Origin of the sequence: Actinomyces naeslundii (genome assembly GCF_001956585.1) — a bacterium.
In the GTDB taxonomy this organism is placed as follows: domain Bacteria; phylum Actinomycetota; class Actinomycetes; order Actinomycetales; family Actinomycetaceae; genus Actinomyces; species Actinomyces naeslundii.
The window spans coordinates 1-661 of sequence record NZ_MSRR01000039.1 but is presented as its reverse complement, the minus strand read 5'-3'; the positions used below and the strand labels follow the sequence as shown (position 1 = coordinate 661).

Genomic DNA, 661 nt, shown 5'->3' with positions numbered 1-661 from the left:
GGTTCGTTCTCGGTGTCCAAGAGTGTCAAGGGTGACTACACCCCGCAGGCCGGCGAGACCGTCAAGGTCGGCTACACCTGCAACGACCCCGACAGCACCAAGGGCACACTCGACGTCCCCATGGACGGCACCGCCGTAGGCGGCCCGACCCTCCCCACAGGAACGGCATGCACCCTGAACGAGGACAACACCTCGGCCCAGCGTGAGGGCTACGCGCTAGCCACCACCTACTCCACAACCACAGCCACGATCGCCAAGGACCAGGTCCCGAACGTGTCGGTCACCAACACCTACACCCGCCAGACCGGAGGCTTCTCAGTGTCCAAGACGGTCCAGGGCGACGGCGCGAAGCTGGCACCAGCAGAGTTCACCTTCGAGTACACCTGCACCGACAAGGTCACCGGCAAGACCGCCTCCCCCAAGCAGCTGGTAGTCAAGACCGGCCAGACCGCACACGTGAACGACCTGCCGACCGGATCGTGCACACTCACCGAGAAGGACGCCTCCGTCAAGGCCACGAGCCTGTCAACCACCCTGGCCGTAGACGGCACCCCCGCCCAGGAAGGCAAAGCAACCTTCGACGTACTCGGCGGAGACAACCCCGCCGTCAACATCTCAGCCACCAACACCTACACCCTCGACCGCAGCACCTTCACCGTGT

Annotated in this window: 1 protein-coding gene; it reads left to right on the top strand. The window is 64.6% G+C overall.

Going from position 1 to position 661, the window contains the following annotated elements; translation table 11 throughout:
• Positions 1-661: DUF5979 domain-containing protein (locus BKH33_RS13110; RefSeq protein ID WP_244157432.1), on the top strand; the 661-nt coding region annotated here is incomplete at both ends.